The following is a 21719-nucleotide window of genomic DNA, read 5'->3' as shown; positions in this document are numbered from 1 at the left end:
GGTGCCGTCCGCGGAGGACGCGGGCTCAGGCGAACATGTCCGGTTGGGTCTCGGCGATGTGGTTGTACAGCGTCTGGAAGTGCAGCCAGCCGATATAGTCGCTGCCCACGTGCTCGCGGCTGTAGCGCGCGGTCTTCTCCGAGAGGAGCTGCGGCTTGATGCCGGAGGCCTCGACCAGGAGCTGCTGCTGGCAGGCTCGCTCCAGGGCGATGAACCAGAAGGCCGCGTCGTCGATGCTGTGCTGCGAGCAGGTCAGGAGGCCGTGGTTCTGGTGCAGCACGCCGCGGTTGCGGCCGATCTGCTGGGCGACCGAGAGGCCGCTCTCCTTCTCAACCGCGACGGCGCCGGCCGAGGCGCCGATCACCGCGTGGCTGTTGTAGAAGGCCGCCGCGTCCTGGCTGATCATCTCGAGCGGTCGGCCAGTGGCGCACCACGCGGTGCCGTAGGTGGTGTGCGCGTGGCACATCGCCATGACCTCGGGGTGCTCTTCGTGGACGGCGGCGTGGAGGACGAAGCCCGCCCGGTTGATGGCGTGACGCCCCTCGACCACCCGGCCCTTGTGGTCGGCCAGGATCAAGTTCGACATCCGCACCTGCGAGAAGTGCACGCACATCGGGTTGGTCCAGTACAGCTCCGGCCGTTCCGGGTCGCGGATCGTCAGGTGTCCGGCGAAGCCATAGTCGAAGCCGTGCAGCGCGAAGGCGCGGCAGGCGGCGACGAGGTGCTGCTTGCGGTACGCGCGCGCCTCGGCATGGGTGGCGAAATCCGGAATTTCCGGGAAGACCAGGCCGGCCTGTTCGGGCTGGTAGATCGAGGTTCGCTTGCGGCCGGCATCGTCGTTGGGCAGATCGAGGACGACGGCCTCGTCGTGGGCGTGATCGTCGAGCATGGCGTGTCCTTGCCGGCGGGGCGCAGCCGATCGCGGGATGGCTGGCACTATCCTGCTGCCTCTCCGCGTTGACAAACGACGATTTTTCACCCTTTTCGTGAATTTGGTTCATGGATTCCGCATGCGCCGGATACCGAGCTTCCCGGCTCTGCGCGCCTTCGAGGCGGCCGCGCGTCTCGGCAGTTTCGCCCGGGCGAGCGAGGAGCTGCACCTCACGCCCTCCGCGGTGAGCCACCAGATCCGGGGCCTGGAGCGCTGGTTCGGCCGCGCCCTGTTCCGGCGGTCGAATCGTCAGGCGCTGCTCACCGCCGACGGCCAGCGCCTGCTCGCGGGCCTCTCCAGCGCCTTCGACGCGATCGAGTCGGTCTGCGCCGAACTCGGCCCGCCTGTGCCGTCGTCGCTTGCCGTCCACTGCACCCCGAGCTTCGCGGCGAAGTGGCTCGGGCCGCGGCTGCCCACCTTCGTGGAGAGCCATCCCGATATCGCCATCCGGCTCTCGACCAGCGCAGAACCGGTGGATCTCGGCCGGCAGGCGGCAATCGACATCCTGATCGCCTATGGGCGCCCGCCGCGCGGGCCCGGCTTGACCGTCGAGTCCCTGGGGCCGGAGGAGATCGCCGCGCTCTGCGCGCCGGAGGTCGCCTGGGCTGCGGAGTCGGCCGCGCCCGGAGCGATCGGTCCCTTCACCCGCCTGGACTCGTCGTTCAGTCCCGTCCGCTGGCCGGACTGGTTCGCCCAGAACGGCCTGCCCGTCCCGGCCGGGGGCGCCGGTACGGCCTTCGACCGGGGAGCATTGGTGATTTCGGCGGCCGTTCAGGGACTCGGCGTGGCGCTGGAGACCTTGCGGTTCGCGCAGGACGAACTCGCCGCCGGACAGCTGGTTCGCCTCGGCGGCGGCCGGGTCGAGAGCCTGACTCGAGACCTCCATTTCATCTGCTACCGCGAGCGCGACGGGGCTCTGGAGAAGATCCGGGCCTTTCGCCGCTGGCTCCTGGAGGTGGAGGCCGAGAGCCGGTCGGGGCGAAGGGCTGAGCCGGCCTGACTCGGAGGAGCCGGCGGGACGCTAGCGCTTCGGTCACAGCGCCGTGACTCACGGTGTCGTTTCCGGCCTCGCAGGCGAGCCCGGAACCCGGAGCCGTCGACGGTGCAGAAGCCCGAGCGGATTCCCCCTCCCGCACGGGAGCGGCGGCGCGTTCCATCGTCCGAACCGACGGTGCCGGTCTTGTCGTTCGACAGGTCTCAACGGGATCGGGAGCCGCTCTAGGTTCAGGTCCAAGCAACGAGGCGAACGCGGCGGAGCCAGGGCCCGACCGTGCGCCGCTCAGGGAGAACGCCCCATGTCCCTATTCGCCAAGCTGCAGCGGCGTGCCAATGAGGGCCGGCCTGTCCGGGTCGGCCTGATCGGGGCCGGCAAGTTCGGCGCGATGTACCTGTCGCAGGCGCCGCGCACGGCCGGGATCCATCTGATCGCGGTGGCCGACCTGTCGCCCGACCGGGCGCGCGCGTCGCTCCGGCGGGTGGGCTGGGACGACGCCCGGTTCGCGGCACGCGGGCTGGAGGAGGCCGCCAGGGCCGGCACGACCTTGGTCACCGAGGAGGCCGACGCGATGATCGCGAGCCCCTTCGTGGACATCGTCATCGACGCCACCGGCAGCCCGGCCGCCGGCATCCGCCACGCACTTCGGGCCTTCGCGGCGGGCAAGCACATCGTGATGGTCAACGTCGAGGCCGACGTCCTGGCCGGGCCGCTGCTGGCGCGCAGGGCGGCCGAGGCCGGGGTGATCTACTCCATGGCCTCGGGCGATCAGCCGGCGCTCATCGCCGAGCTGGTCGACTGGGCCCGCACCATCGGGCTGGAGGTGATCTGTGCCGGCAAGGGCACCAAGTACCTGCCGGCCTACCACGCCTCTACGCCCGATACGGTCTGGGGCCATTACGGCTTCAGCGAGAGCCAGGTCGCGGGCGGCGACTTCAACCCGCAGATGTTCAACTCCTTCCTGGACGGCACCAAGTCGGCGCTGGAGATGGCCGCCGTTGCCAATGCCTGCGGGCTCACCCCGCCCCGCGACGGCCTCGCCTTCCCGCCCTGCGGCGTCGACGACCTGCCGAGCATCCTGAAGCCCGTGGCGGATGGCGGCCTCCTCACCGAGCGCGGCACAGTCGAGGTGGTCTCGTCGGTGGAGCGGGACGGGCGGCCGGTCTTCCGGGACCTGCGCTGGGGTGTCTACGCGGTGTTCGAGGCGCCGAGCCCCTATGTGCGCGACTGCTTCGCCCAGTACGGCCTCAGGACCGACGCGAGCGGCCGGTTCGCCGCGACCTACAAGCCCTATCACCTGATCGGCCTCGAACTCGGCATCTCCGTCGCCTCCATCGCAGTCCGCGGCGAGGCGACGGGGGCGACGGGCGAGTGGCGCGGCGACGTCGCCGCCACGGCCAAGCGGCCGCTGCGGGCCGGCGAGCGGCTCGACGGCGAGGGCGGGTTCACCGTCTACGGCAAGCTGATGCCGGCGGCCGCGTCCCTGGCGCAGGACGCTCTGCCGATCGGGCTCGCCCATAACATGGTCCTCAAGAACGATGTGCCCGCGGGCCGGGCCGTGCGCTGGAGCGACGTCACCTTCGACGCCGGTCAGGAGGCGATCCGCGTCCGGCGCGAGATGGAGGACCTGTTCCGCGGGGCGACGGGGCGGGCTGCCGGCTAGACGGTCAGGCGCGCCGGCCGGCCGTGCGCCCGGTCGGTGAGCGTCCGACGAGTTTCCGGAAGGTCCGGCTCATGGCGCTGGCGCTCGTGAAGCCCGACCGTGCGGCGACCTCCGCCATCGATCCCGCGCCGGACCGGATCAGGGCCTCGGCCCGGTCGACCCGCTCGCGCATGATGTACTGATAGGGCGTGACCCCGGTGGTCTGGCGGAAGGCCCGGATGAAGTAGCCTTCGCTGAGCCCGACGATCCCGGCCAGGGCGGAGACGGTTATCTCCTGATCCAGGTGCTCCCGGATATATGCGCAGGCCCGTCCGGCCTGCGACGCAGAGAGATCAGGGTCGGCCGACCGTCCGGGCGCGCGGATCGCGATGACCGAGCGCAGGACCGCCAGATGGAGGCTCTCGATCAGCAGCGGATCGGGTGATGGATCGTCCTGGTGCACGCAGCTCAGGGCGCTGAGGATGTGACAGGTGCTCCGGCAGGCGCGGAGATCGCTCCCATCGGTCGCGAAGGCGATCCGGCCGATCGGCGCGTCCGCGAGCCGCTCCACGGCGGCGGCCGAGAAGGAGAGAACGCGGCCGGAATAGGGACCCACCCAGCGGGTCGTGCCGTTCAGGCCGGGGCGCCGGACCAGCAGGCCCTCACGCTCGCTCAGGCGCGCCGCGATCTCGTAATCGACCGCGTGGTCCGCCCCCGCGGGCTGCGTGCTGGCGGCGACCTCGAGGCCAGTGACCGCATGCGTGCTCCACCCGCCGTCGGCGAAGCGGAAGTCGATGAAGGTGATTTCCGGGCGACCGCGCACGCTTGGCGCGTAGCATGTCAGCTCGGGACGGTCGGAGAGATGCCCGGAACTCCCGCTGGTGGCATACGCGATGGTCTCGGATAGGCTCTCGGCTGTGCTGTCCATGCCGGCCAAAGCGATTCCGACGGCGTCGCATCCGGGGCGGAGGAGGACGGCCTCGCGGCCGCCCTCCCGATGCGCCGCCGTCAGCGAAGGGCGCCGGTTACGCCACCGACGACGCCGCCGACCGCACCGAGGACGCTGCCTACGAGGCCGCTGACCAGACCGCCCGCCTGGCCGACGAGCCCCGAGACCGCACCGAGTTCCTGGCTTGCGTCGACCCCCAGGCCGACGGTGAGGCCAACTCCGAGGCCGCCGCCCACCTGATCAAGCTCGGCGGCGCTCAGCTCGCGGACGGTATCGATGCTGTCCTGCATGATCGTTCTCCAGGTTGAGACTTATGAAGAAGGCTATACTGCTGCGGTCTATTGCCTGACCGTAGCGTCGAGGTGCCTTGGACGTCGGCACCTGCCTTTAGGATTACAAAGATATGCTTCATGTCAATCGGCCCTGAGCCGCCGATATGGATCGAGACCCCTCCTAATGGACCATTGGGCAAAAACTGACGGCACTTGCCTTTCCTGCGCCGCGCCCCATGCGTTGTCGCTCGATCCGCCCTCGGCGCTGGGGAAGCGGGCGCTTCAGCAACACCCCGCAACGGCAGTCTTCGCAGCGCGGCATGAAACAGTGCAAAAATTGACCTGGTTTTGCGCTGCGAAAGAAGCCGAGCGAAGTTGTCATGCAAATCATTGAAAAATATGATCTTTTGCCCAAAGTTGCGACGTTATGACGCAGTCATGATTATTCAATATTCGACGTGTTTAACGGTGTTGACACAGAACTCCTGTGATGCGAGCGAGTAAGGTGGAGAACGCGCAGCGCATTGTTCTCGAATGTGCGTGTTCCTTGCAGAAAGGTTGCTATTGCCGGGTGCCAAATCCGCTCTTTCGACTTGAGGTTATCGAGGCACGACGCAATGCGTGGCTGGGCGAGGCGCAGATCATCCAGCCCCTGTCGATCCGCATCGTGGCCTTGGCCTGCGTGATCATGGTGGTGGCGGTCGGCCTCTACGCCTGGCAGGGCACCTACACACGCCGCATTCACGCCGTCGGCCTGCTCGCGCCCGATATCGGGCTGATCAGCCTCGCGAGCCCAGTGGCAGGGCGCGTCGGCTCGACTGGCGTTCGCGAGGGCGACAAGGTCGCCCGCGGGCAGCTCCTGTACACGATCGATCTCGACGCCGTGTCGGCGAGCGGCCCCACGCAGGAGCGCGTGATCGCCGAGTTGGAACGGCAGCGCCAGAGCGTGGAGCGGCAGCGGACCGCGCGGGCCGAGCTGGCCGGTACCGAGCGGCAGGCCCTGCGCGAGCAGGTGGCGAATCTGAGCGAGCAGTCGGCCCAACTCGCCAAGCAGATCGAGCTGCAGGACAAGCTCGTGCCGCCGCTCCGGGCGCGGGTCGAGGAACTCGCCGACGCCGTAGCGCGCGGCTACGCCCGCGCCGCCGACTTCCAGAGCCAGAACTACCTCTACATGCAGGCGAGCGCGCAGCTCGCGCAGTTCCAGCAGAGCCGCCTCCAGATCGACGGCAAACTCGCCGACACGAAATCCCAGCTCGCCGCCTACGACGACCGGCTGGCCCGCGACCTCGCCGACCTCGACCGGACCGCGGCCCAGCTGGCGCAGCAGAAGGCCGAGAGCGAGGCGCGCCGCGCCATCGAGATCCGGGCGCCGGAGGCCGGGACCCTGACGTCGATCCGCGCGCAGGTCGGCCAGACCGTGGCGGCCGGGGCGACGCTCCTGACCTTGCTGCCGAGCGCCGGGCGCCTCCAGGCGAACCTGTTCGTCGACTCGTCGGCCATCGGCTTCGCCGAGGCCGGCGCGCCCGTGATGCTGCGCTACGCCGCCTTCCCGTTCCAGCGCTTCGGCCTGCATCGCGGCGTCGTCACCGAGGTCACGCGCGCGCCGCTGGGCAGCGACGACGCGCCCGATTTCGCGCGGCGCGCAGCCGCCCGGGGGGAGGGAACCGACCTCTACCGCATCGTCGTCCGGCCGGATTCCGACACCGTACTGGCCTACGGCGAGCGGCGCAGCCTCGAGGCGGGCATGCGCGTCGAGGCCGACATCGCCCTGGAGAAGCGGTCGCTCTACCGCTGGCTGCTCGATCCGGTGGCGCATGTCCGGGAAAGCCTCGCCCTCGTCACGCGGGGCGGCCTTGACGGCCTGCCGGTCCGGAAGGCCGCGCCGTGACGGCGCCGTCCTTCGCCACCCGGCTGGATTTCGGACTCCGCCGTCGGGTGCCGGTCGTCCTTCAGGCCGAGGCCGCCGAATGCGGCATGGCCTGCCTCGCCATGGTCCTGGCCTATCACGGGCGCCAGATCGACCTCGCGACGCTGCGGCGGCGCCATCCCCTGTCTCTCAAGGGCATGACCCTGCGCAACCTGATCGATCTCTGCGGCGCGCAGGGCCTGACGGCCCGCGCCCTGCGGGTCGAGCTCAAGGATCTGCCCCGGCTCCGGCTGCCCTGCATCCTGCACTGGGGCCTCAACCACTTCGTGGTGCTGACCCGGGTCGAGCGTGGCGGCCTCGTCATCAACGATCCGGGCCGCGGCCGGCGCCGGGTCAGCCTCGCGGAGGCGTCACGGGAATTCACCGGCGTCGCCTTGGAGGCGGTGCCCAACCCGGGCTTCAGGCGCGAGCGGGCCGCCCCGGGCCTGCGGCTGCGCGATCTGTTCCGCAACATGGGCGGCATCCGCTCCGCCCTGGCCCAGGTCCTGGCCCTGTCGCTGGGAATCGAGCTCGTCGCCCTGCTGATGCCCATCGCCTCGCAGGTCGTGATCGACGAAGTGATCGTGAACGCCGATCACGACCTGCTTCTCGTGGTGGCGATCGGCCTCGCGCTGCTGCTGCTGCTCCAGCTCGGCCTCAGCATCGCCCGCACCTGGGCGATCATGCTGGCCGGGACCCGGCTGAACTACCAATGGTCGGCCGGCCTGTTCGACCACCTGTCGCGGCTGCCCCTCGACTATTTCGAGAAGCGCCATGTCGGCGACGTGATCTCGCGGTTCGGCTCCCTGGCGACCATCCAGAAGGGCCTGACGACCGACCTCGTCCAGGCCATGCTCGACGGGCTCATGGCCATCGGCATGCTGGCCATGCTGACGGTCTACGGTGGCTGGCTGGTTGCCGTGGTCCTGATCTCGACGGCGCTGAACGCGATCCTGCGCGTCTTCGCCTACGGCGCCTACCGAGAGGGCAGCGAGGAGGCCCTCGTGGCCGAGGCCCGCCAGCAGACGCACTTCATCGAGACGGTCCGCGGCATGGCGAGCGTCAAGCTCCTCGACCTGCGCGAACGGCGCAGCGGCGCCTGGATGAACCATTTCGTCACCGCCCTGAACGCCCGGCTGCGGCTGCAGCGCCTCGATCTCGTGTTCGGGCGCGCGAACGAGTTCCTGTTCGGCCTCGACCGCCTGATCCTGCTGGTCTTGGGCGCCCGCGCTGTTATCGGAGGGTCCCTCTCGCTCGGCATGCTGGTGGCGTTCCTCGCCTATCGCGACCAGTTCGCCGCGCGGGTCGGCAGCCTGATCGACGCGTGGTTCAAGCTGCGCATGCTCGACGTGCAGACCGACCGGCTCGCCGACATCGTGCTGTGCGAGCCCGAGGAGCAGGATCTCGCCGGCGCCGCGCCCTCCGCCGCGGCGCCGGTCGTCGCCCTGAAGGCCGGGGCGCTCAGCGGCGCGGGCCTGGCCCTGCGCTACGGCGCGGACGAGCCCTGGATCTTCCGCGGGGTCTCGCTGTCAGTCCGGGCCGGCGCCTCCTTCGCGATCACCGGTCCCTCGGGCTGCGGCAAGACCTCGCTCATGAAGGTGATGATGGGGTTGACGCCCCCCAGCGAGGGGATCGTCACCGCCGACGGCCAGGACATCCGCGTTGCCGCGGGGTCCTACCGGCGCCGGATCGCCGGCGTGATGCAGAGCGACGGCCTGTTCGCCGGCTCGATCGCCGAGAACATCGCGGCCTTCGACGAGCATCCGGATGCGGGCTGGATCGCCGAATGCGCCGCCCGGGCGGCGATTCTGGACGACATCCGCCGCATGCCGATGGGCTTCGAGAGCCTCGTCGGCGACATGGGCTCGACCCTATCGGGCGGCCAGAAGCAGCGCATCGTGCTGGCGCGCGCGCTCTATCGGCGGCCCGAGATCCTGTTCCTCGATGAGGCCACGAGCCACCTCGACGAGGCCACCGAGGCGGTGATCGCCGGCGCCCTGCGGGACCTGCGCATGACGCGGGTCATCGTGGCTCATCGCCCGGCGACGATCGCCCATGCGGACGCGGTGTTCGATTTCCCCGCCCAGGTCCGGGGCGCGGCGGATCTGGCCGCCGCGGGCTGACTCGCTTCGCCTAGGGAAGGGCGAGCCGGAGGTCCCCCGGCGCCAGGCCGAAGCGCTTGCGGAACCCGCGATTGAAGGTCGGCACGTCGGTGAACCCGCACGCATAGGCGATCGTGGCGATCCGCATCTTGTCGTCGCGGGCGGCCTCAAGCCGCCTGCGGGCCAGGTCGAGGCGCGCGTCCCGGATCGCCGCCGCGATGCCGCCGGTCTCCGCAAAGGCGCGGTACAGGCTGGTGCGCGACAGACCCAGCGCCACCTGGATGTCCCGCGGGTTCAGGTCGGGATCGTGCATCCGGCGCGCGATATGGGCGCGGGCGAGCGAGACGACGGCCGCCTGCGAGACCTCCTCGGGCTTCGTGCGCTGGGCCGCGCCGTCGACGAGGCGGCCGAGGAGATGGAGCACGCCCTCGATGGCCGCCTGCGCCTCGTCCTCGGACATCCAGGCGATCGAGTTGGCCAGGCTGCGCAGCCGGGCCCGGACCTCCGCCCCGGCCGGGTGCGGGTTGAGGCTGCGACCCACGAACGCGTCGGCGTCGCCGACCCAGGCTTCGAACAACTCGCGCGGCACGGCGAGGCGGATCTCATCGTAGGCGCTCTGGGTGCCGGCCACGAAGGGCCGGTTCCGCGACAGGAAGCTGATGTCGCCAGGGGTCAGCTGGGCCCCGCGGCCGTTCTGCTCCTGGTAGCCGATACCGTCGAGCGCGAGGCCGATCACCACGATCCCGCGGGCGTTCCGGTCGACGTGGCGGGAGCGGAACTCCACCTCGACCGGGCTGCTCACCGTGTGGGTCAGCGACCAACCGGTTGAGGCCACGGTCAGGCGCTTGGCCGAGAACCGCTCCCGCGGATGCTGCCGGTCGATATCGCCGAACGCCGCCAGGGCCGTGCAGCGCCAGAACTCGAAAGACCGCTGGGGCTCGATATGGTTCGTCGTCTCGACGAGGCTTGGGACAAGCACCGGGCTAGACACGTGTGACGCTCCCGTCCTGTCCGGCGGCGCCCTCCCGCCGACTGCACAAGTCTATCCTGTGAATCTTGCCGGATTGGCAATCGAAGTCCTGCCGACCCGGCAAGGTGGGGCGTCCCCGCAAGACTTATGCAACGGCTTGGCCTGACAGGCCGCGCGGACCCGCGACCAGCAGGGTCGCACTCGCGCCCAGAACGACCGTGATCACGGCGAACATCGCATGCGGTCCGTAGGCCGTGAGGATCGGCAGGAGGATGATCGGCGCCAGCGCCGCGACGATCCGGCCGCCGGCCCAGGCGCAGGTCATGGCCGAAGCCCGCAGCGGTGTCGGGAGCAGTTCGGTCGCATAGACGGCAAGGATGCTGCCGTAGGTCGCCGCCGCCGTGTTGAAAGCGATGCCGACCAGGACCAGCGTCAGGAACGTGCCGCTCGCCGCGAAGCCGGTGCCCAGGGCGGCCATCGCTGCCGCCAGACCCGTCAGGCAGGCGCGCCGCTCGAGCCGGTCGATCACCAGCGCGGTCAGCAGGGTGCCCAGCGGCGGACCGAGCATCGACAGCGCGGCGAAGGCGAGGGATTGCTCGACCTTGAAGCCCTTCTCCACCATGACGACGGCGCTGAGCAGCGGAAAAGCGATCGTCGCCAGGGGTGCGAGCGTGTAGAGCCCGACGAACAGGCCGGTCCGGCGCAGTTCGTGCGTCCCGGTGAACAGGGCGCGAAAGCCCACCGCGCCGGGTGCTGCCGGCGTGGTGGCCGGTCCGGCCGGTGTCGAGACCGGCACCCGGCCGGCGGCGCACTCGAACAGGCGGCAGGCGCTGTCGGCCTCGATGGAGCGCCCGATTGAGGCGAGCCACCGCGGCGAGTCCGGCAACCGCGCGAACAGGAAGCCGCCGAGCGCCGCCAGGGCGCCTCCGAGGATCAGCGCCCAGCGCCACGGCTCAATCCCGAGCGGCGCGCCCGGTGAGAGCGCCTGAACCAGGAGGATGACCGCCAGGCCGCCGAGAAGCCCGATCCCGGCACAGATCAGCAGCGTCGCGCCGCGGTGACGCGCCGGCATCACCTCGGCCAGGTAGGTTGCGACCAGGGGCGGAAACCCACCGATCGCGAAACCCGAGATCGTGCGGGCCACGGTCAGCGCGGTGAGCCCCTGGCTCGCGGCAGCCGCCAGCGATCCGGCGGCCATCAGTGCCAGGGAGGCCTGAAGCGCGCGCCTGCGACCGAGGCGATCACCCAGCATCCCGAAGAACGGGGCGCCCACGGCCCCGCCAGCGAAGACGGAGGCGAGAAGCAGCGAGAGGCTGCCGCGCGCCATGTTGTGGGGTGGGGCAAGGAAGATCGCCGCCAACGCGTTGCTCAGGGCGACTTCGGCGATGTCGGTGAACAGGCCCAGCGTGCAGACCGCGAGCGCCGCCGCGTGAAGCCGCGTGATCGGCAGGGCGTCGAGCCGTTGCGTGACGGCCGCGACCGACCCGCCCGTATGCGCGGCGGCATCGGGGGGCCTCGCGGCCTGAATTCGGGCGTCGATCACGCGTGTGTCCTCTCCGATCCGGAGCATGCGCGCAGCCGGTGACGCACCGCCTTAGCGGTGCGCCCGGCATCGGGGAACGTGATGGCGCTCACAAATCCACCATGCGCGCGGTCGTCGCGGCTCAGAGGAGCCGGCGCGGCGCGTTCAGGCGGCCTGCCAATGGTCCGGATCTAACGCGAATGCGGCGCGGCGCGCGGCACAGCGCGACTCGACCGTGCCGTCGCATTCATCCGACGGCGCGGTCGAAAGCGGCCGCCCGTTACGCAAGTTTACTACGATATGCCGGTTGAAACCCTGGCCGGGCGCCTGGAACACGGCGGCGACCTGCGCCGCCAACCAGTCCTCGGTCGGCTTCTGACAGGCGGATAGGATGCCATCTGCTATTTGAGCTGGTCAACCGGCCGTGGCCACCTGTCCGCGTGTCAATTGCCGAGCCATCGTGCGACGCGCTGCGTGCCACCTCTCGATGTGAGTGTTCGGGATCGCGAACGTCACGTTAGGCAGGCGCGTTCGCGGAAATCACTGTCCATCCAGGAAAGCGAGTAGCGCCGCGTTGAAGAGTGCCGGATCTTGGAGGAAGGCGAAGTGGCTGACATTCGGCAGGATCAGGAGACCCGCCCCGGGGATCGTGGCGGCGAGATATTCGGTATGCGCGCGCTTGATACCCTCGTCGTGGTCGCCGTCCGCGATCAGGACCGGCGTGCGGATCCGCTTCAGATCGGCTTCGGTCCAGTGCGGCTGCCCGCTCCACATCCGGCCGACCGCGTCGACGAAGGCGCCATAGTCCTTCGGAGCCGGCGAGAGGGCCTCGTACTCCTTGCCGGCCCGATCGATGAAGGCGGCGAAGGTCGGGTTCTTCTCCACACCCTCGATCAGGCCCGAAGGATCGGCGTTGGCGCCAAACGCGAACACTTTGCCGACGCGGTCGGGGTGGCGCATCGCCATGTCGAGACCCAGGATCGCGCCATCGCTCCACCCGACGACGTCGGCGCGTGGGATCTTCAACATGTCGAGCAGACCGACCACGTCGTCGGTCATCAGATCGTAGCCGAACGGCTGATCATCCCGCGTGCTGCGGCCGTGCCCACGGCTGTCCACGAGGATGACCGTGCGGTGGCTGGCGAGCGCCTCGGCCTGGTGACCCCAGTAATCGGAGTTCGACAAGCCGCCATGCAGCATGACGATCGGCGGGCCATTGCCAATTCTGGCATAATACAGCCGGATGCCATTGACCGCGGCATAGCCCGCGGTCTCGCCGACGAGCGGCGCGGGAGTCGGCGGCAATTCCTGCCAGCGCGGTTTGGCCCAGGCCGGGGCACAGCACAGCAGGAGCGAGAGGGCGATCACACGTCGAAGCATCGAGCGCCTGTCCGTCAGGTTCGGAACCGGGCTGTCGGATAGGGACGGGACATCTCGAACCGCTATCGCCGCGCTACGCGGTCGACTTGCACGCCTCGATCTGCTCGCCTCCTATGACAGGACGATTTCAAAAATGCTCGGGGCCAGCAGCGCCGCGGGACGTCGGCTTTGCCGCGCTCACCCAAACACGGATCGGACGCTCTCCGTCCGTCGCGGGGGCACGAATGGGCATCGAGCGTCGAATCCGGCTCTCTAGAAGCGTGGATTCGTGCGGCGTGACCGGTCCGGCGGCGATGCGGGAGCGGCCAGGGCGGGCCGATGGCCGACCACGTCCCCGTTCCGGTAGGCCTCCCGGATGTTGTGGCGCGCGGCCCGCCCCGCCGTCCCGCCGGGCTGCGTCACGGCCGAGTCGCCCGACGGGGCCAGGACGGTCTGCGCGGCGGCTGGTCCAGCGCCGAGAAGGACAGCGATCGCGGCGCAGCCCGACAGACCCTTCATGCCCGCATTCCTCCTCATCGATCTCGCCGCTCCAAAGTGCGGACACCGGTTCGCCCTTCCGCGTCGGCCGCCGGGATCCGAAGGCCCGGACCGACAGTCGCCTGCGCGCGTCACCCGTCAGGCATATCTACGTTCGTGCGGGCGATCGGTTCACCAAGGCGGCGGTCGTTGGCGGCGCTCGGCGGAACGGACGGGCTTCCGTCGGTCAGGCGGCCTTTCGGCCGAGCCGGATCGCCTTGGCGATCCTTGAGCGGCGCTCGGCATAGCCGGGCGCGGTCATCGGGTAATCATCCGGCAGCCCGTAGCGCGCGCGGTAGAGTTCGGGCGTGAGCCCATGCGCCCGTAGGTGCCGCTTCATGGTCTTGTAGGATCGGCCGTCGATGAAGCTGACGATGCCATCCTGGCGGACGGACCCGCGGATCTGTGCGGGCGAGAGCTGTTCGGGGCGCGCCTCGACGGCCTCCGGTCGGTCGGCGAGTGCAGACAGCGCTCCGTGCACCGTCGCCAGAAGCGGTGGCAGACTGGTTTGCGGGATCGCGTTGTACGACAGATAGGCGGTTACGACTCGCACCGCGACCTCTCTGAGCGTCGGTTCGCGACTGTCTTGGTCCGTGCGCAATTCGATCGATCCCATCTTCGATCCTCGCGAAACCTTCCGTTCATCATGCTTACTCGGACATTATTGGGTGTCAATGATCCATGATGTATCCGGCAAGTGACTTGTTTTGAATAAAAAATTCTTTGCGTGAATGTGCGATGGCGTTTGGTCGCGGATGAGCCTGCGCTCATGTCTGAGATTTCAAGGGAGGCGGTCTGGCGCTTTTGCTTCGCCAGTCTTCGTGATCCAATGCCGTCTTACCGGATCGCGAAGTCTCTCCATGACCGCTACACGCCGCCTGACCGTGTCGAGGCCGAGAGTGCAGAGGTTTTCCGCCCTCACGGCCACGCACCGCGCGGCGCCTGCGGCAGGCCGAGGGTGCGTGGTGCTGGTGGCACTCTTCGGAATGCTGCTCGCGGCGCCCTCTGCGCACGGGCAGGAGGTGGATGATCCGTCGGAAGCCGAGATGCGGGCCCGGGTCGCGGCGGCGTTCCCGGATGCGGGTCTAGTGCGGTTCCGCAAGGTCCGTCCGATCACCGCAGGGACGGAGCCCATGGTGGCGTTCTGCGGCCAGGTCAGCACTGGAAATCCGGCGCAGGGGCAGGCGGATTTCCAGCTGTTCCTCTACGATCGAACCGCCACGGCCGAGACCGTCCGCATCCTCGGCGCCGAGTCCCTCAACGGCTATCGTGTTGGCCGGAAGCTGATCGGCGCGCTGCGGCGCGTCGGCTGCCTCTGAGGCCGACGGCCGGGATGCCCCGTCTCATGCGTGACGGAAATGTGGCAGAAGCTTGACTATTGTGGCGCAACGGGATTATAACTTGACCGTGGCGTTGCAGTTACACCCCCGAGACCTTTGGAGGTTCGGATGTGCGCGCGGAAGACGTTCTACATTTTCGTCGAGGCCTCCGATGGAGCGCAGTTCTGCGCCGTCCGGCAGGATCAGCCGATCCCGTCGGTGATCGACGGTGTGCGCTGGAAGTATGTGAGTTGCATCGATACCGCGCGGGACAAGCCGTACGGGTTCGACGCTGATGCGGCGCATGCGGCAATGCGGCGGCAGGGCGTCTACTTCTACCGGCGCGAGCTGATGTTCCGCAGGGCCGATTTCCTGCTCGAAGCCGCCTGATGGCGGGCTGCTTCGGCAAAGGTCTGGCCGGCGTGCTCGTCCTTCTTGGCGGTCTCGGCCTCGCGCCTGGCGTCGCCGAGGCACAGATGCCGACACGGATCGGCACCTGCGTGGCGACCACGATCACGCGAATCGGAACCCGCTTCAGCGATACGCTCGTGAAGCCGAAGGGTGACGGGACAGGCGATGGGACGAGTGTCGATCTCAAGAACGGCGTCTACGGCATCTCATATGCCTATATCGAGGCTATCGGGCGGTCGCGGGTCGGAGACCGGGTCCTGACCTGCCTCGTCGCCTTGCCGACCGGCTGCCCCAAAGGCGACGATCGCGGCAAGACGTACACCACGACCAACCTGCGCACGCTGGATTCTTGGACGCTGCCCGACTCGCAGCACATGTGCGGCGGGGCCTGATCCCGCGACGGTGAAGCCACCGTGGGGATGACCGCGTTTCCTCACCGAGGGCGAGAATCGGGCCCTTGCGATCAAGAGGATGATCCGTGTCGATCAGGAACGGTCTTGCCGCCCTCATGCTGGCGGCGGCGGGCGCGGCACCGACCCCCGCCGGGGCGTGGGGCGTTCCCGGATGCACCAACCTCCCCGAATACAACCGCGCCCTGGGGGCCCTGCAGGGCATGACGAGCGCCTGCGACATGAGCGTCGAGGAGGCCCGGCGGGTCGTGGCGGCCCATGACGGCGTCGCGCCCGGCCCGGCGGTCGCCGCGGAGCCGCAGGCGTCACCGCGGGGCGCGCCGCGCCACCGCCGAGTGCGAACGCACCGGGGCGCCCGCCCGCGGCATCACCGCTGAACCGGCTGTCCGCCGGGTGACCTGCGCTCAGGTCTCGTTCCGCGCCGTGTCTGGAGGATCGGCGCGCGTGCGCGCCCAGTCCCGGTCGCGCTCCGCCTGCCGGGCGCGCTGCTCCGCCGCGTAGGCGTCCTGGTCGGCGCGCTCCCGCTTCCGGTGGCGGTCGGCGGCGGCTGCCGACCGCTTCCGCCACGCTTCCGTCTCGGCCTTCTGACGGAGCAGTTCCTCGACCGTGATAGGCGCCACCGGCGCCTTGGGTTGCGCCCAAGGATAGGTCCGCCGGGGCGGAGGCGGACGCGACGCCCGGGGCTCGGACGCCTGCCCACTCCGCCGGACGATCTCGGCCGCCTCGGCGAGTGTGAGGCCGGCGCCCTGGGCGATGCGCTCGGCGGCAGCCCGCGCGGCCGCGCGCTCGCCCGCCGTGCCGCCCTGGGCGGCGAGGGTGAGGCATTTTTCGAACCGGTCTCGGTCGGCGGGCGTCATGGGCGGCGTCTTACCGCCAACTCGGCCCGCCTGTCCCGCCGCGGCGCGTCGACCCGTCCGCGCCCGTCAATCCGGCTTCGCGCTGGCCACCGTGTTGGTGAAGCTGTAGCTGCCGAGCTTCTCGCCGACGACCTGGACGGCACCCTCCGTGAGGGAGTTCAACCGTCGGGAGCGGATCTTCATGGTCCCGGACAGGCCCGCGAACTTGCCGGTGCCGCCGATCCACTCGCCCGTCCCCTCGTTGACGGCGCCCAGAGGCTGAACCGGATAGTCCCACTTCTCGAAGACGTGGTCGCCGTCGGCGTCGACGTAGTCGCAATAGCCGTGATTCTCGAGGGTCTTGGCGATGTTGTCGATGAGCGGGGCGGAAGTGCAGCGTCCGGCCATGTTGTGCAGGAGCCGGCCACCCGATTCGTTGACGGCGGTCATCATGTTGATGCTCGCCGAGGCCGTGCGGTTCTCGCCGATCACCACAGGTTTCTGCGCGGAGATACTGGTCGACGTATAGGTGATCCTGAAATCACCCTGCCGCGGCATGTCCTCGGCGCGGGCCGTGATCGCGCCGAGGAGAAGCAGGCCGAGTGCGGTGGCGGACGGACTCGTGAGGGATGCTGCGCGGATGGTCCTTGGTGTCATGGCGACCTCCCAGTCCGACGCATTCGAGACCGGTCGGCTTCGATCGTTCTGTCGGACGACAGCATACCGAATCATGTGCGTCCGTATAATACTGTTCTCGACCAGATGAATATTCAATATGGATCGAACGCAACGAGATTTTTCGGCCGGAATCGTCTGACGGAGCCGTGGGCGAGTCGGTGATCTCTGCAGCGTCTGGCCGGGAGGCCGGTCTTCTGTGGCCGGAGCCGTCGCGCCGTTCCAGACGAGGAGGCGTTCGGGTGCCGCTACGGCCGGGCGCGCCCGTTTCCACTCGGTCTGACCGCCGGCAGGCCGCTCCCGTCCGGCAAGCCGCCGAGCACAACGAGGATGCGTCCCAGCAGCGCCCGCGAGTGGCGCGCGCCGCTCCCGATGGCTGTGGGGTCCGGACGGCCTGGATGGGCCTCGTAGGCCGCGCGCAGCCGGGCAAGCTGCCGTCTGCGCGTATCGGGATCGCTGGAGCCCATGGTCCATCCTCCCGGCGGGCTCTGGCTCGCGGTGCGCCCCCGCGAACGAGCCTTCGACCATCCCGAGTCGGGGAGTTGGAAAACCGTGTCTGAACGGTCCCTACGACCTTTAGCGCCGGAACGCCTGGACATGCGTCGCAGGCTCCCCGACCGTGTGGCCAAGGATGCGGGTGCCGTTCTGGTCGGCACCGACCATCAGACAGGGGGTTCCACGCCCCAGGGTCGCGCGTACGGCCCCGCGGGCTTTCTAACCGCCTCTAGGAACTGAATCCAGCCCGGCGTGTCGCGCCGCGCTCGAGATGGCGGAAGCCGGCATCAATCAGGAGCGCCAGCGCCGACACCACGAGGCCGCCCTGCAGCACGTAGGCGGTGTTGCCGGTGAGGAGGCCGGAGACGATGACCTCGCCGAGGGTGCTGGCCGCCACCGTCGAGCCGATCGTCGCCGTCGCAAGGCCGATGACCGCAGCGAGGCGGATCCCTGACAGGATCATCGGCAGCGCCAGGGGTAGCTCGACGCGGAGGAGCCGCTGCCGGTCGGTCATGCCCATGCCGCGCGCGGCCTCCATCAGCGCCGGATCGAGCTCGTCGAGTCCGGTGAGGGCGGTCTCGAAGATCGGCAGCAGCCCGTAGAGCACGAGCGCGATGAGGGTAGGGGCGGCGCCGAACCCGAAGATCGGCACCGCCAGGGCCAGGACCGCCACGGGCGGGAAGGTCTGGCCGACGCGGGCCACGGACCGGGCGAACGGCAGCACGTCGCGCCCGGCAGGCCGCGTCGCTGCGACGGCGAGGCCGAGGGCGATCACGGCGGCCGTCAGGGTCGCGACGGCGACCAGCAGGAGATGATTGGCGGCGAGTGTCAGCAGCGGCGTCTGCGCGTAGATCGGCGGCGTATCGCCGGGGGTGAACGGGCGGAACAGTGGCGCGAAGCGGCCCGGCGTGATCAGGAACGCGCCGAGCAGGGCGAGGAGCGCGGCCCAGGCGCAATGCGAGGCCCGGCTCACGGCCGGCCGCCCTGGGCCTCGAGGGCCGACCGCGTGACCCGTCCCAGGACCACGCCGTCGCGGCTGACCGGGAGGGCAGGGCGCCGGGACCATAGGCTCTCCGCCAGGGCTACGCGCACCGAGGTCCCGGTCGGGATGGGCAGGCCCGGTGCCGGCCCGGGCTCGACGAGGTCGTCCACGACGCGCAGGCTCATGAGCTGGAAGGCCCGGTCGCCGCTGCCGAGGAGGGCGCCCACGAAGGCGGTGGCGGGCGCGCCGAGAAGGTCCGCCGGCGCGGCCTCCTGGACCAGACGTCCGCCATCCATCACGGCGATCCGGTGGCCCAGGTGCAGGGCCTCGTTCATGTCGTGGGTCACCAGCACGATCGTGGTTCCGTATCGCTTCTGGATCGCCAGCAGATCCTCCTGCGCCCGGCTGCGGATGATCGGATCGAGGGCGCCGAAGGGCTCGTCCATCAGCAGAATCGGCGGCTCGGCTGCGAGCGCCCGGGCGACGCCAATCCGCTGCTGCTCGCCCCCCGAGAGCGCCGCCGGCAGGCGGTCCCGGTAGATCGCCGGATCGAGGTTGAACAGGCCGAGGAGTTCATCGACCCGGGCGGCGATCCGCCCGCGCGTCCAGCCGATGAGGTTCGGCACCACCGCGATGTTCTCCGCGACCGTGCGGTGGGGGAACAGCCCGTGACCCTGGATAGCGTAGCCGATCCCGCGCCGCAGGCGATGTGGGGGCACCTCCCGGATGTCCCGGTCCGCGATCCGGATCGTGCCGGCACTCGGCTCGATCAGGCGATTGATCATCCGCAACAGGGTCGTCTTGCCCGATCCCGAGGTGCCGACCACCGTCAGGATCGTCCCGGCCTCGACCCGCAGGGTGACGCCCGCCACGACCGCGCGCCCGTCGAAGACGCGGCTCACCTCGGCGAGATCGATCATGGAATCCGCTCCGCCGCGCGGCCGCGGCTCAGGTCGATGACCGCGTCGAGCAGCACGGCGGCGCCGGTCGCCATGGCGACGGTCGGCAGCGCGCCGAGCAGGACGAGATCGCCCGCATTCTGGCTGATGCCCTGGAAGACGAACACGCCGAGGCCGCCGCCGCCCACGAGCCCCGCGATCACCGCGAGCCCGATATTCTGGACGAGGACGATCCGGATCCCCGTCAGGATCGCCGGGAGGGCGAGGGGCAGCTCCACCTGGAACAGCCGCTGCCGCGCGGTCATGCCGACGCCCCGGGCGGCGTCGCGCACCCGCCAGGGCACGGCGTCGAGGCCGGTGACGGTCGCTGCGGCCACGGGCAGGAGCGCGTAGGCCAGCAGCGCCACGAAGGCTGGTGCGGCGCCGATCCCCGCGATGCCGAGGGCGGCCGCGCCCGGAATCTCCCGGCCGATCCAGGCGAGCGGCGCGATCAGCATCCCGAACAGCGCCATGGATGGGATGGTCTGCACGACGTTGAGGGTGGCGAGCAGGCCGGTCCGCAGCGCCGGGACCGGGCGGCCCAGGATGGCCGCCGGGATGCCCAGAGCGGCGGCGGCCGCCACCGAGGCCAGGGCAAGTCCCGCATGGGTCCGCAACTCCCGGCCGAACGTGTCGGAGCGGCTGGCATATTCCCGCAGGACCGAGAGGTTGTTCCAGAACCCGGCTCGCAGGGCGAGCCCCGTCACCGCGGCTAACGACGCCAGCAGAGCGATCCGCAGGACCGGTCCCGGCCGCAGCCGCGCCAGCCCGTCGCCGACGGCGAGGGCCGCCGTCACGAAGGCCAACCACCAGCCCGCATCCGGCGAGACCCGGCCGTAGCGGTCGCCCGGCGCAGTCAAATGGTCGGCCGCCCAGCCGGCCGCGAGGCCGAGCAGAAGCAGCGTTGCGGCGGCGGCGACAAGGCGCAGGAGCGGTGCCGCTCGCAGGGCCAGGAGCGGCAGGGCGACGGCAACGATGCCCCCGAGGAGAAGCGCCTCGCCGGGCGGAAGCGCCGACCAGGCGGTGAGCCCGGAGCCGGCCGCGATCCTGTTCGGTCGGGTCGTCATCAGCGGTAGGACGAGAAGACTCAGTGCCAGCAGGGCAGCGAAGGCCGAGCCCAGCGGATCAACGCCGGGGCGGAACAGCCAGGTCGTGGAACGTTCCCCCATCCTCAAGCTCCGACGGTGCCCGGCGGCGCTAGTTCAAGTCTGGTCTGCACGGGGGCGCGCTTCATGAGACTGGTGACCGGCTCCGCGACGCGTCCCTGCGGCCCGCCGACCATCCTTGCCGACGGAGCGTCGGCTTGTCGACGCAGGATCCTTCGGAAGGCCGTTGAGGATTCCGCACCGTCACTTCGCGCGGCGAGCAGCAATCCCGTGGGCACCATCGCGTCCGATGTCGCGCGGCCCTGGATTGCTTACGCTCCGCTCGCAAGGACGCGGGTCGCTGCGCTGTCTGTGCGGGCTGCTCAACGCACGAACCCGTTCTGCCGGAGGAAATCCGCCGCGACGGCGGAGGCCGGCTCGCCGCCGATCTGGACGCGGCCGTTGAGATCCCGCAGCGTGGCGAGATCGAGCCTGCGGAAGACCGGTTCTAGCGCCCTGGCGATCTCGGGGTGGGCTTTCAGGACAGCCCCGCGGACCACAGGTGCCGGCTGGTAGACCGGCTGTACGCCCTTGTCGTCATCCATCATCACGAGCCGCGCGGCCGCGAGGCCGCCATCGGTGCCGAACACCATGGCGGCGTTCGTTCCAGAGGTGCCCCTTGCCGCCGCGGCGATCGTGGCGGCCGTGTCGCCGCCGGCCAGGATGACGAGTTGCTCGGGCCTGAGCGCGAAGCCGTAGGTCCTGCCGAAGGCCGGCAGCGCGCCCGGGGCAGTCACGAATTCCGACGACGCGGCGAGCTTGATCGAACCGCCGCCCGCTACGTGGCGGCCGAAATCGCTCATGGTCTTTAGGCCTGCGGCCTGCGCGATGTCCTGGCGCACCGCGATGGCCCAGGTGTTATTGGCCGAGGCCGGGGTCAGCCATGCGATGTCGTTAGCGGCCAAGTCCAAGTCCCGGGCCGTCCGGTAGGCCGCCTCCGGGTCCTTCCAGACAGGGAGATCTGTCTTCCCGAAGAAGAACGCCGCGTTACCAGTGTATTCGGGATAGATGTCGATCTGACCCTCGATCAGGGCCTGACGCAGGATCGCGGTGGCGCCGAGCTGGATCTTGTCGACCGTCGGTAGGCCTCTGGCCTTCAGGACTTGCAGGATGATGTTCCCGAGCACCCCGCCCTCCGTATCGATCTTGGAGGCGACGACGATCCCAGCCGCCTGCGCATCGGGGAGGGCGATGAGCAGCGCGATGGCCGACGCGGCGAGCCATGCGAGGATCCGCTTCACCATCGTCTCAAGGTTCCCCCATTCGTGCGCCGGCCGGTCTCGGCAGGCGCCTGCGCCGCGACATGTAGGGTCGGCCCGGGGAA

General features: G+C 69.8%; 24 protein-coding genes. 8 read left to right on the top strand and 16 right to left on the bottom strand.

The annotated features are described in order from the left end of the window. Positions 1–25: 25 nt before the first annotated feature. Positions 26–889 (bottom strand): class II aldolase/adducin family protein, encoded by an 864-nt coding sequence (locus CIW48_RS03515; protein ID WP_149309092.1) that lies wholly within the window; start codon positions 887–889, stop codon positions 26–28. Between the two features lie 121 nt (positions 890–1010). On the opposite strand from CIW48_RS03515, the gene CIW48_RS03510 reads away from it, so the two are divergent. Continuing rightward, the gene (locus CIW48_RS03510; RefSeq protein ID WP_149309090.1) at positions 1011–1931 is read left to right on the top strand and encodes a LysR substrate-binding domain-containing protein; all 921 of its coding nucleotides are present in this window, start codon (positions 1011–1013) and stop codon (positions 1929–1931) included. A 295-nt stretch (positions 1932–2226) separates the two neighbouring features. After that, complete coding sequence (locus CIW48_RS03505; protein WP_149309088.1) at positions 2227–3588, top strand: SAF domain-containing protein; 1362 nt, start codon at positions 2227–2229, stop codon at positions 3586–3588. Between the two features lie 4 nt (positions 3589–3592). Here the strand turns inward: CIW48_RS03505 and CIW48_RS03500 are convergent, their stop codons facing one another. After that, complete coding sequence (locus tag CIW48_RS03500) at positions 3593–4495, bottom strand: AraC family transcriptional regulator (RefSeq protein WP_149309086.1); 903 nt, start codon at positions 4493–4495, stop codon at positions 3593–3595. Positions 4496–4575: 80 nt separating this feature from the next. Then, positions 4576–4806, bottom strand: coding sequence for a hypothetical protein (locus CIW48_RS03495; RefSeq protein WP_149309084.1), 231 nt, complete (start codon positions 4804–4806; stop codon positions 4576–4578). A 553-nt stretch (positions 4807–5359) separates the two neighbouring features. Between CIW48_RS03495 and CIW48_RS03490 the strand changes: the two genes are divergently transcribed. Further along, positions 5360–6676, top strand: coding sequence for an HlyD family efflux transporter periplasmic adaptor subunit (locus tag CIW48_RS03490; RefSeq protein WP_149309082.1), 1317 nt, complete (start codon positions 5360–5362; stop codon positions 6674–6676). Next, positions 6673–8817, top strand: coding sequence for a peptidase domain-containing ABC transporter (locus CIW48_RS03485; RefSeq protein WP_149309080.1), 2145 nt, complete (start codon positions 6673–6675; stop codon positions 8815–8817). Before CIW48_RS03490 ends, CIW48_RS03485 begins: the two co-directional genes overlap by 4 nt. A 10-nt stretch (positions 8818–8827) precedes the next feature. On the opposite strand, the gene CIW48_RS03480 is transcribed toward CIW48_RS03485, so the two are convergent. From CIW48_RS03480 to CIW48_RS03455, 6 genes are all read right to left on the bottom strand, one after another. Beyond that, positions 8828–9787, bottom strand: a complete 960-nt coding sequence (locus CIW48_RS03480) for a helix-turn-helix domain-containing protein (protein ID WP_246695110.1) — start codon at positions 9785–9787, stop codon at positions 8828–8830. Positions 9788–9911: 124 nt separating this feature from the next. Beyond that, positions 9912–11309 (bottom strand): MFS transporter, encoded by a 1398-nt coding sequence (locus tag CIW48_RS03475; RefSeq protein ID WP_149309078.1) that lies wholly within the window; start codon positions 11307–11309, stop codon positions 9912–9914. Positions 11310–11453: 144 nt separating this feature from the next. Then, a complete protein-coding gene (locus CIW48_RS03470) occupies positions 11454–11645 on the bottom strand; it encodes a hypothetical protein (protein WP_149309076.1) in 192 nt (63 codons plus the stop codon). Positions 11646–11828: 183 nt separating this feature from the next. Next, entirely contained in the window at positions 11829–12668 is an 840-nt protein-coding gene (locus CIW48_RS03465) for an alpha/beta hydrolase (RefSeq protein ID WP_149309074.1), read from the bottom strand. A gap of 252 nt (positions 12669–12920) precedes the next feature. Continuing rightward, the gene (locus CIW48_RS03460) at positions 12921–13166 is read right to left on the bottom strand and encodes a hypothetical protein (protein WP_149309072.1); all 246 of its coding nucleotides are present in this window, start codon (positions 13164–13166) and stop codon (positions 12921–12923) included. Between the two features lie 205 nt (positions 13167–13371). Continuing rightward, the gene (locus CIW48_RS03455) at positions 13372–13785 is read right to left on the bottom strand and encodes a MucR family transcriptional regulator (protein WP_246695116.1); all 414 of its coding nucleotides are present in this window, start codon (positions 13783–13785) and stop codon (positions 13372–13374) included. A gap of 364 nt (positions 13786–14149) precedes the next feature. On the opposite strand from CIW48_RS03455, the gene CIW48_RS03450 reads away from it, so the two are divergent. The 4 genes from CIW48_RS03450 (at position 14150) to CIW48_RS03435 (ending at position 15701) form a co-directional block, all read left to right on the top strand. Beyond that, positions 14150–14503, top strand: coding sequence for a hypothetical protein (locus CIW48_RS03450; RefSeq protein ID WP_149309068.1), 354 nt, complete (start codon positions 14150–14152; stop codon positions 14501–14503). A 129-nt stretch (positions 14504–14632) separates the two neighbouring features. Beyond that, a complete protein-coding gene (locus tag CIW48_RS03445) occupies positions 14633–14893 on the top strand; it encodes a hypothetical protein (RefSeq protein ID WP_149309066.1) in 261 nt (86 codons plus the stop codon). Continuing rightward, positions 14893–15306, top strand: coding sequence for a hypothetical protein (locus tag CIW48_RS03440; protein WP_149309064.1), 414 nt, complete (start codon positions 14893–14895; stop codon positions 15304–15306). The genes CIW48_RS03445 and CIW48_RS03440 overlap by 1 nt, the downstream gene beginning before the upstream one ends. Before the next feature lie 86 nt (positions 15307–15392). Beyond that, positions 15393–15701 (top strand): hypothetical protein, encoded by a 309-nt coding sequence (locus CIW48_RS03435; RefSeq protein WP_246695109.1) that lies wholly within the window; start codon positions 15393–15395, stop codon positions 15699–15701. Between the two features lie 27 nt (positions 15702–15728). On the opposite strand, the gene CIW48_RS03430 is transcribed toward CIW48_RS03435, so the two are convergent. The 7 genes from CIW48_RS03430 to CIW48_RS03400 all read right to left on the bottom strand — a co-directional run bounded on the left by CIW48_RS03430 (position 15729) and on the right by CIW48_RS03400 (position 21639). After that, positions 15729–16181: a hypothetical protein gene (locus CIW48_RS03430; RefSeq protein WP_149309062.1), complete on the bottom strand. Its 453-nt coding sequence runs from the start codon at positions 16179–16181 to the stop codon at positions 15729–15731. Positions 16182–16247: 66 nt separating this feature from the next. Further along, a complete protein-coding gene (locus tag CIW48_RS03425; RefSeq protein WP_149309060.1) occupies positions 16248–16817 on the bottom strand; it encodes a hypothetical protein in 570 nt (189 codons plus the stop codon). Positions 16818–17083: 266 nt separating this feature from the next. Continuing rightward, positions 17084–17302, bottom strand: a complete 219-nt coding sequence (locus CIW48_RS03420) for a hypothetical protein (RefSeq protein ID WP_149309058.1) — start codon at positions 17300–17302, stop codon at positions 17084–17086. 257 nt (positions 17303–17559) lie between these two features. After that, positions 17560–18303 (bottom strand): ABC transporter permease, encoded by a 744-nt coding sequence (locus CIW48_RS03415; protein ID WP_149309056.1) that lies wholly within the window; start codon positions 18301–18303, stop codon positions 17560–17562. After that, positions 18300–19232, bottom strand: a complete 933-nt coding sequence (locus CIW48_RS03410) for an ABC transporter ATP-binding protein (RefSeq protein ID WP_149309054.1) — start codon at positions 19230–19232, stop codon at positions 18300–18302. Before CIW48_RS03410 ends, CIW48_RS03415 begins: the two co-directional genes overlap by 4 nt. Then, complete coding sequence (locus tag CIW48_RS03405; RefSeq protein ID WP_149309052.1) at positions 19229–20419, bottom strand: ABC transporter permease; 1191 nt, start codon at positions 20417–20419, stop codon at positions 19229–19231. The genes CIW48_RS03410 and CIW48_RS03405 overlap by 4 nt, the downstream gene beginning before the upstream one ends. A 299-nt stretch (positions 20420–20718) precedes the next feature. Continuing rightward, positions 20719–21639: an ABC transporter substrate-binding protein gene (locus CIW48_RS03400; RefSeq protein WP_149309050.1), complete on the bottom strand. Its 921-nt coding sequence runs from the start codon at positions 21637–21639 to the stop codon at positions 20719–20721. Positions 21640–21719: the final 80 nt, after the last annotated feature.

This window comes from Methylobacterium sp. P1-11, from assembly GCF_008329595.1.
GTDB lineage: Bacteria > Pseudomonadota > Alphaproteobacteria > Rhizobiales > Beijerinckiaceae > Methylobacterium.
This window is presented reverse-complemented; position numbering and strand designations above follow the sequence as displayed.

What these genes read in the sequence shown, in the direction of transcription:
- CIW48_RS03500 (WP_149309086.1), bottom strand. Translation starts at nt 4,495, where the DNA reads ATGGACAGCACAGCCGAGAGCCTATCCGAGACCATCGCGTATGCCACC.
- CIW48_RS03425 (WP_149309060.1), bottom strand. Translation starts at nt 16,817, where the DNA reads ATGACACCAAGGACCATCCGCGCAGCATCCCTCACGAGTCCGTCCGCC.
- CIW48_RS03445 (WP_149309066.1), top strand. Translation starts at nt 14,633, where the DNA reads ATGTGCGCGCGGAAGACGTTCTACATTTTCGTCGAGGCCTCCGATGGA.
- CIW48_RS03430 (WP_149309062.1), bottom strand. Translation starts at nt 16,181, where the DNA reads ATGACGCCCGCCGACCGAGACCGGTTCGAAAAATGCCTCACCCTCGCC.
- CIW48_RS03400 (WP_149309050.1), bottom strand. Translation starts at nt 21,639, where the DNA reads ATGGTGAAGCGGATCCTCGCATGGCTCGCCGCGTCGGCCATCGCGCTG.
- CIW48_RS03440 (WP_149309064.1), top strand. Translation starts at nt 14,893, where the DNA reads ATGGCGGGCTGCTTCGGCAAAGGTCTGGCCGGCGTGCTCGTCCTTCTT.
- CIW48_RS03460 (WP_149309072.1), bottom strand. Translation starts at nt 13,166, where the DNA reads ATGAAGGGTCTGTCGGGCTGCGCCGCGATCGCTGTCCTTCTCGGCGCT.
- CIW48_RS03405 (WP_149309052.1), bottom strand. Translation starts at nt 20,419, where the DNA reads ATGGGGGAACGTTCCACGACCTGGCTGTTCCGCCCCGGCGTTGATCCG.
- CIW48_RS03420 (WP_149309058.1), bottom strand. Translation starts at nt 17,302, where the DNA reads ATGGGCTCCAGCGATCCCGATACGCGCAGACGGCAGCTTGCCCGGCTG.
- CIW48_RS03495 (WP_149309084.1), bottom strand. Translation starts at nt 4,806, where the DNA reads ATGCAGGACAGCATCGATACCGTCCGCGAGCTGAGCGCCGCCGAGCTT.
- CIW48_RS03505 (WP_149309088.1), top strand. Translation starts at nt 2,227, where the DNA reads ATGTCCCTATTCGCCAAGCTGCAGCGGCGTGCCAATGAGGGCCGGCCT.
- CIW48_RS03515 (WP_149309092.1), bottom strand. Translation starts at nt 889, where the DNA reads ATGCTCGACGATCACGCCCACGACGAGGCCGTCGTCCTCGATCTGCCC.
- CIW48_RS03465 (WP_149309074.1), bottom strand. Translation starts at nt 12,668, where the DNA reads ATGCTTCGACGTGTGATCGCCCTCTCGCTCCTGCTGTGCTGTGCCCCG.
- CIW48_RS03510 (WP_149309090.1), top strand. Translation starts at nt 1,011, where the DNA reads ATGCGCCGGATACCGAGCTTCCCGGCTCTGCGCGCCTTCGAGGCGGCC.
- CIW48_RS03410 (WP_149309054.1), bottom strand. Translation starts at nt 19,232, where the DNA reads ATGATCGATCTCGCCGAGGTGAGCCGCGTCTTCGACGGGCGCGCGGTC.